This is a genomic window from Streptomyces tricolor, assembly GCF_002155905.1.
Lineage (GTDB): Bacteria > Actinomycetota > Actinomycetes > Streptomycetales > Streptomycetaceae > Streptomyces > Streptomyces tricolor.
This window is the reverse complement of the sequence record NZ_MUMF01000403.1, coordinates 22,013-28,534: the sequence shown is the minus strand read 5'-3', so window position 1 is coordinate 28,534 and position 6,522 is coordinate 22,013. Positions and strand designations below refer to the sequence as shown.

General features: G+C 73.6%; 4 protein-coding genes and 1 pseudogene. 2 read left to right on the top strand and 3 right to left on the bottom strand.

What is annotated here, in order from left to right:
* Positions 1–665 (bottom strand): BadF/BadG/BcrA/BcrD ATPase family protein (locus tag CCN44_RS27075; RefSeq protein WP_276329129.1); only part of this gene is annotated, 665 nt, incomplete at its 3' end.
* Positions 666–874: 209 nt separating this feature from the next.
* Between CCN44_RS27075 and CCN44_RS27070 the strand changes: the two genes are divergently transcribed.
* Positions 875–1,819: a MurR/RpiR family transcriptional regulator gene (locus tag CCN44_RS27070; RefSeq protein ID WP_059255801.1), complete on the top strand. Its 945-nt coding sequence runs from the start codon at positions 875–877 to the stop codon at positions 1,817–1,819.
* A 119-nt stretch (positions 1,820–1,938) separates the two neighbouring features.
* On the opposite strand, the pseudogene CCN44_RS27065 reads toward CCN44_RS27070, so the two are convergent.
* A pseudogene (locus CCN44_RS27065) lies at positions 1,939–2,504 on the bottom strand (GNAT family N-acetyltransferase).
* A 229-nt stretch (positions 2,505–2,733) separates the two neighbouring features.
* Here CCN44_RS27065 and CCN44_RS27060 point away from each other — a divergent pair.
* Positions 2,734–3,930: a trans-2-enoyl-CoA reductase gene (locus tag CCN44_RS27060; RefSeq protein ID WP_086700323.1), complete on the top strand. Its 1,197-nt coding sequence runs from the start codon at positions 2,734–2,736 to the stop codon at positions 3,928–3,930.
* Between the two features lie 157 nt (positions 3,931–4,087).
* On the opposite strand, the gene yicI is transcribed toward CCN44_RS27060, so the two are convergent.
* Positions 4,088–6,358: an alpha-xylosidase gene (yicI, locus tag CCN44_RS27055; protein WP_086700320.1), complete on the bottom strand. Its 2,271-nt coding sequence runs from the start codon at positions 6,356–6,358 to the stop codon at positions 4,088–4,090.
* Positions 6,359–6,522 lie beyond the last annotated feature (164 nt).

The window sequence follows — 6,522 nt, the reverse complement described above, 5'->3', positions numbered from 1 at the left end:
CGGTGACGAGGGCGGCGGCGCCTGGATCGGCGCCGCCGGCCTGCGTGCCGCGCTGCGGGCCAACGACGGACGCGGCCCAGGGCCACGGGCAGCCGGTCGGGATCGCCGAAGCGCTCGATCGCGGCGGCCAGCAGCGCGGTGTCCGGGCCGCGTCCGTCGTGGGCCCGCAGCGCGGCACGCAGGCCGGCGGCGCCGATCCAGGCGCCGCCGCCCTCGTCACCGAGCCAGGGGCCCCATCCGCCGACGCGCGCGTACGCCCCGTCGTCCCCGATGCCGACGGCCACCGAGCCGGTGCCGATCGCGAGCACCACGCCGGGGCGTCCGCCGAGGGCACCGGCATGGGCGGTGACCGCGTCGCTGGTGACGGCCACCTCGTCCGCGGGCAGGTCGCCCAGGAGCAGGTCGGCCAGGTCGCGGGCCGCCCGCGGCGCGGCGGCGGCCCCGGCCGCGCCCACGCAGACCGCCGCGGGCCGCAAGGAGGGCGCGCGCTCCAGCAGGGGGAGGACGGCGGCGAGTACGGCCGTACGGGCGGCCTCCACCCCGCCGTCGGCGGCGAGCCCGGGGGCACCGGGCACCTCGTGAACCCCGTGGGCGGGGCCGGCGCCGTCCCACAGCACGGCACGGCAGCCGGTCTTGCCCAGGTCCACCGCGACTGCTGCTGTCATGCGGCACGCCTTCGTGTCCAGGGATCCGTCACGTCGAACGGTCACGAGCGGCCGGGAGGCCGGTGGCCGGCGCGGATCGCGGTGCAGCGAGTATCAGAAGGTGAGCCTCCGGATGTCAATAAGTAACCTCGTGCAGTGAGCCACGTAAATTTTTGACGCTCCGGCGGGGTGGGGTTACTGTGTCCCACCCACGCAGGAGGGAGTGGTCCATGCCCGGCCAGAAATCACCCCGCACCCCGGCCCGGCCGGCGCAGGAGTCTCCCGCCGGGACGCTGGCACGCATCCGCGCGGAACTGCCGTCCATGGCGCCGTCGGAGCGACGGGTCGCCGACGTCGTCCTGGCCGACCCGGCGCAGGCGTCGGAGCTGTCCATCAGCGCGCTCGGCGAGCGGGCGGACACCTCGGTGGCCACGGTCATGCGCTTCTGCCGCACCATAGGCATCCCCAACTACCCTCAGCTGCGCCTCGCCCTGGCCGCCGCCGCGGCCCGCGAGCACGCCCTCGACGGCGACCGCCCGATACCGAGCACCGACATCAGCGCCACCGACACGCTGAGCGAGATCGTCGACAAGATCGTCTACAACGAGGTGCGGGCCCTGGAGGACTCCGGGGCCGGGCTGGACATCGACGTCCTGGGCCGCGCGGTGGACGCCGTGGCGGGAGCCCGGCGGATCGACATCTTCGGCGTCGGCGCCAGCGCCTTCGTCGGCCAGGACCTGCACCAGAAGCTGCACCGCATCGGGCACATGGCGTTCATCTGGACCGACCGGCACGCCGCCCTCACCGCAACCGCTCTGCTCGGACCCGGCGACGTCGCCCTGGCCATCTCCCACTCCGGCGAGACCGAGGACACCGTCGAGCCGCTCCAGGCCGCCGCCGAACGCGGCGCGACCACCATCGCCCTCACCAACGTCCCCCGCTCCGCTCTGGCGCGCAGCGCGGACCTCGTGCTGACCACCTGCGCCCGGGAGACCCCCTTCCGCTCCGGCGCCACCGTCAGCCGCATCGCCCAACTCGCCGTCGTGGACTGCCTGTTCGTCGGAGTGGCCCAGCGCGGCCTCGCCTCCGCGACGGCGGCCCTGCACGAGACCTACCGAGCCGTCCGGCGCCGCAGACCCCCACAGGCACACCGCCGCGGGCCACTCGCCGACTGACGCGCACACCTCCCGTCCCGGACGCCGCGGCTGTCCCCACCGGCACCCGCCGTCACAGCAGCGGGGGGACTCCGAGCACGGCGGGAACACGCCGACGGTTTCCCGCCGGCCGTCGGAGGTCAGCCCGTCCACTCCCGGGCGAGCAGCGCGTACACGTACTCGCTGCCCCAACGGTCCCCGTCGAGATCGTTGTCGATCAGATGGGCCTCGCGGCGCATGCCGAGACGCTCGCACACGCGCACCGACGCGGTGTTCAGGACGTCGAGCCGAGCGAAGACCCGGTGGGCGTCCAACCGGCCGAAGGCCAGCGAGATCAGCGCGCCCGCCGCCTCGGTGGCGTAGCCTGCCCGGCGTACCGGGGGTGGAACACCCAGCCGATCTCGGCCTGCCGTGCGTGCGCGCTCCTCAGGGTGAGGACCACCTCGCCCATGACACCGGGCTCGTCCGCCCGGCACACGGCGAGCAGGAGCGAGTCGCCGTCGGCCCGCCAGTCCGTTCCTCCGGCGCGCGCCGCGATGGACTCGGCACAGGCCTCCCGGGTGAGCGGTGGACGGTAGAGGTAGCGCGCGACCTCCGGCAGGGACTGGTACGCGTACCGGTCGTCGGCATCACCGGGGCGGAACAGCCGCAGGACCAGCCTCTCCGTGGTGATGGCTGCCGGAACGCGCTTCGAGACGGCGGTCATTGTGTTCCCCCATGTCCTGCTGCAGACCTGCCCGGACAGACTAATCGACCACCACGCGCCGTCGGCCGCCGACCGCATACGGGCATCGGAACGGCCCGTGCCTGACCACGACATGGACAAGATTCCGCGCCCGACCCTGGTGAGGATCGCCACCTTCCCGGGCGGGCGCGACGGGCAGGATCGAGACCCGGCTCCCCGGGACCAGGGGCCCAGCACCGGAAGGAACGCGATGACACTCCGACAGATCAAGCCCGGCGGCCGGGGCTTCCTCTACGTCAACTCCCACCCCGAGGGCTGCGCCGCCGTCGTGGACGAGCTCTGGAAGCACACCCCCGCTCCCGTCACCGCCACCGCGCCGGGACCCGTCGCCCTGGTCATCGGCTCCAGCGCCGGCTACGGACTCGCCGCCACCGTCACCGCGCTGCGCACCCACCGGATGCGCGGCCTCGGCATCGCCTTCGAGGCCCCCGAGACCGAGCGCCGCACCGCCTCCGCCGGCTGGTACCGCACCGCCCGCACGGCCGAACTCGTCGGAGCCGACGGGGACTTCGCCTTCCTCAACGCCGACGCGTTCTCCACCGGGGCCAAGGAGCGCGCCCTGGACCACCTCGCCTCCCGGTACGGCAGGGTCGACTACCTGATCCACAGCGTCGCGGCGCCACGCCGCACCGACCCGGCCACGGGCGAGGTCCACCACTCGGTGCTCAAACCCCTTGGATCCGCCTACCGGGCCAAGACCCTGCAGTTCGACGGGAACGTCCCGCTCGTCGGCTCCCAGGAGCTGGAGCCCGCCACGGACGCGGAGCGCGACGCGACCGTGCGGGTCATGGGCGGCGCCGACTGGCGGCTGTGGGTCGACGCCCTGGCCGGCCGCGGCCTGATCCACGCCGGCTTCCACACCGTCGCCCTCTCGTACGTCGGCTCGGAGCTGACCGCACCGATCTACCGGGCCGGAACCATCGGTGCCGCCAAGCAGCACCTGGAGGACACCGCCCGCGGCCTCCAGCGGGACCTGGCCCCGCTCGGCGGACAGGCCCACACCGTCGTCGCCGGCGCGGCCGTGACCCAGGCCTCCACCGCCATCCCCTCCGTCGCCCTCTACACCAGCCTCCTCCACGCCGTCCTCGGCGACGGCTTCCAGAACACCGGCCGGCAGGCCGCCGTACTCTGGCAGCAGCTCACGGGAGCGGCGCCGCTCCAGCTCGACGAGCAGCAGCGGATCCGCCTCGACGGATGGGAGTTGGACGACAAGGTCCAGGACGCCGTCCGCGAACGCTGGCTCGCCGCGACCACCGGCACCGTCGCCGCGCTCGGGGACACCGCGTGGTTCCGGGCCCAGGTCGGCCGGCTCTACGGCTGGGACGTCCCCGGGATCGACTACGACGCCCCGAGCCGGACCACGGTCCCCTGGCCGACCGGGATCTGACCGTCCGGCGGCGGACCGCCCGGCCGCGGACCGTCCGGCAGGGGACCGTCCGGCAGGGGGCCGCCCCGCGGCGGACCGCCCGGCAGGGGACCGCCCCGCAGCGGACCGGTCCGCCGGAGCAGGGTGCTGGCGCGCCTCCCCGGCGGCAGCCCGTCGCTCAGCCCAGTGACACCACCACCTCGCCCGTGCCGGTCGCGCTCGGGCCGCCGGCGACGCGGACGGTGAACGGGCGGTCGGTGCCGCGCGCGGTGACGCGCAGCCGGTCACCGTCGCGGCGGACGGTGAAGGCGGCGGCCGGGGCGCCCGTCAGGTCGGGCACCGTGGTCTCGGCGGTGTAGTCCGGCGCGGCCGTGGGATGGACCAGCAGGGTCGGGGTGTCCAGCCAGTCGCCGTCGGGGCGGCTGTCGTCGGCGGCGAGCGGCAGGACGGCACCCTCGCGGACGTACAGCGGCAGGCTGTCGTAGCCGTGCCGCTCGGTGCGCCAGGCCGGGCCGGTGACCCGCTCGCCGGTCAGCAGGTGCGTCCAGGTGCCCGCGGGGAGGTAGACCTCGACCTCGCCGTCCGCCGTGAACACCGGGGCGACCAGCAGGTCGGGGCCCAGCATGTACTGGCGGTCCAGCGGGCGGCACGCCGGGTCGTGCGGGAACTCCAGGACCATCGGGCGCATCACCGGGACGCCGCCGTGGTGGGCCTCGGCCGCGGCGCCGTAGAGGTAGGGCATCAGCCGGTGCTTCAGGAGCGTGAACCGCCGGGCGACCTCCACCGCCTCCTCGCCGAAGTTCCACGGCACCCGGTACGACGAGGAGCCGTGCAGGCGGCTGTGCGAGGAGAGCAGGCCGAAGGCGAGCCAGCGCTTGAACACCGCCGGGTCCGGGGTGCCCTCGAAGCCGCCGATGTCATGGCTCCAGAAGCCGAAGCCGCTCAGGGACAGGGAGAGCCCGCCGCGCAGGGACTCGGCCATGGCCTCGAACGACGCCCAGCAGTCGCCGCCCCAGTGCACGGGGTACTGCTGGCCGCCCGCGGTCGCGGAGCGGGCGAAGAGGACGGCCTCGCCCTGACCGCGCTCCTTCTCCAGCAGTTCGAAGACGGTCCGGTTGTACAGGTGGGTGTAATAGTTGTGCATCCGCTCCGGGTCGGAGCCGTCGTGCCACACGACGTCGGTGGGGACGCGCTCGCCGAAGTCGGTCTTGAAGCAGTCCACGCCCTGGTCGAGCAGCGCCTTGAGCTTGGCCTGGAACCAGGCGCGGGCGGCGGGGCTGGTGAAGTCGACCAGACCCATGCCGGCCTGCCACAGGTCCCACTGCCAGACGTCGCCGTTCGGGCGGCGCACGAGGTGGCCGAGATCGGCCGCCTCCGCGAAGAGCGGCGACTTCTGGGCGATGTAGGGGTTGATCCAGGCGCTGACCCTGAGGCCCCTCGCCTTCAGGCGGGCCAGCATGCCCTCCGGGTCGGGGAAGACCGCGGGGTCCCACTCGAAGTCGCACCACTGGTACTCGCGCATCCAGAAGCAGTCGAAGTGGAAGACCGACAGCGGGATGCCGCGCTCGGCCATGCCGTCCACGAAGGACGTCACCGTCGTCTCGTCGTAGTCGGTGGTGAAGGACGTGGTCAGCCACAGGCCGAAGGACCAGGCGGGCGGCAGGGCCGGGCGGCCGGTGAGCGCCGTGTAGCGGGCCAGGACCTCCTTCGGGGTGGGACCGGCGATCACGTAGTACTCGAGGGTCTGGTCCTCGACGCTGAACTGCACCTGGCCGACGGACTCGGAGCCGACCTCGAAGGAGACCCTGCCGGGGTGGTTGACGAAGACGCCGTAGCCGCGCGAGGACAGGTAGAACGGGATGTTCTTGTAGGCCTGCTCGCTGCTCGTGCCGCCGTCGGCCTGCCAGATGTCGACCACCTGGCCGTTCTTCACGAACGGCGTGAAGCGCTCGCCGAGGCCGTAGACCTGCTCGCCCACACCGAGCGCGAGCTGGGCGAGGACATGGTGCGCGCCGTCGTCGGTGGTGGCGAAGGCGGTGCCCTTGGCGCCGGCCCGGGTCAGCTCCCGTCCGTCCGCGCCGTGGAAGGCCAGGCCCCAGGGGGCCGCCTCGTCCAGGCGGAGGCTCAGCGGGCCGCTGGTCAGCTCGGTGACGGTGCCGGTGCGGCGGACGGCACCCGCGCCGTCCGCCCCGCCGATGAGCGCGAAGTCGGGGCCGGGCCGGCGCTTGCCGGCGTGGTGGGTGACGCGGACGCCGATGACACCCTCGGCGGGGGAGAAGCAGTCGACCGTGACCAGCGGCGCGTTGAGCGTGTCCCCCCTCCGCGTCACCTTCTTCACGGCGGCATAGGCGGTGAAGCGCTTCGATTCGACGCGGATGTCGCGGGCCTCGGTGGCGTACGCGATCTGCACGCCGTCGCGGATGCGCCAGAAGCCGTTGGTGAACTTCATGTTCGTCCTCGGGAAGCTGGAGGGGGTCGAGTGGGGCGCGGAGGCGTCGCCCGGGATGTGGATCGTACACAGAACAAAACCCCGCCGGACAGGGGCGAGTTGCGGTAAAGCCCGTCTGATCAGCCATGATCACCGGCTTGTCGACCGTCGCCGCGGTGAAGTGT

What these genes read in the sequence shown, in the direction of transcription:
- yicI (WP_086700320.1), bottom strand. Translation starts at nt 6,358, where the DNA reads ATGAAGTTCACCAACGGCTTCTGGCGCATCCGCGACGGCGTGCAGATC.
- CCN44_RS27070 (WP_059255801.1), top strand. Translation starts at nt 875, where the DNA reads ATGCCCGGCCAGAAATCACCCCGCACCCCGGCCCGGCCGGCGCAGGAG.
- CCN44_RS27060 (WP_086700323.1), top strand. Translation starts at nt 2,734, where the DNA reads ATGACACTCCGACAGATCAAGCCCGGCGGCCGGGGCTTCCTCTACGTC.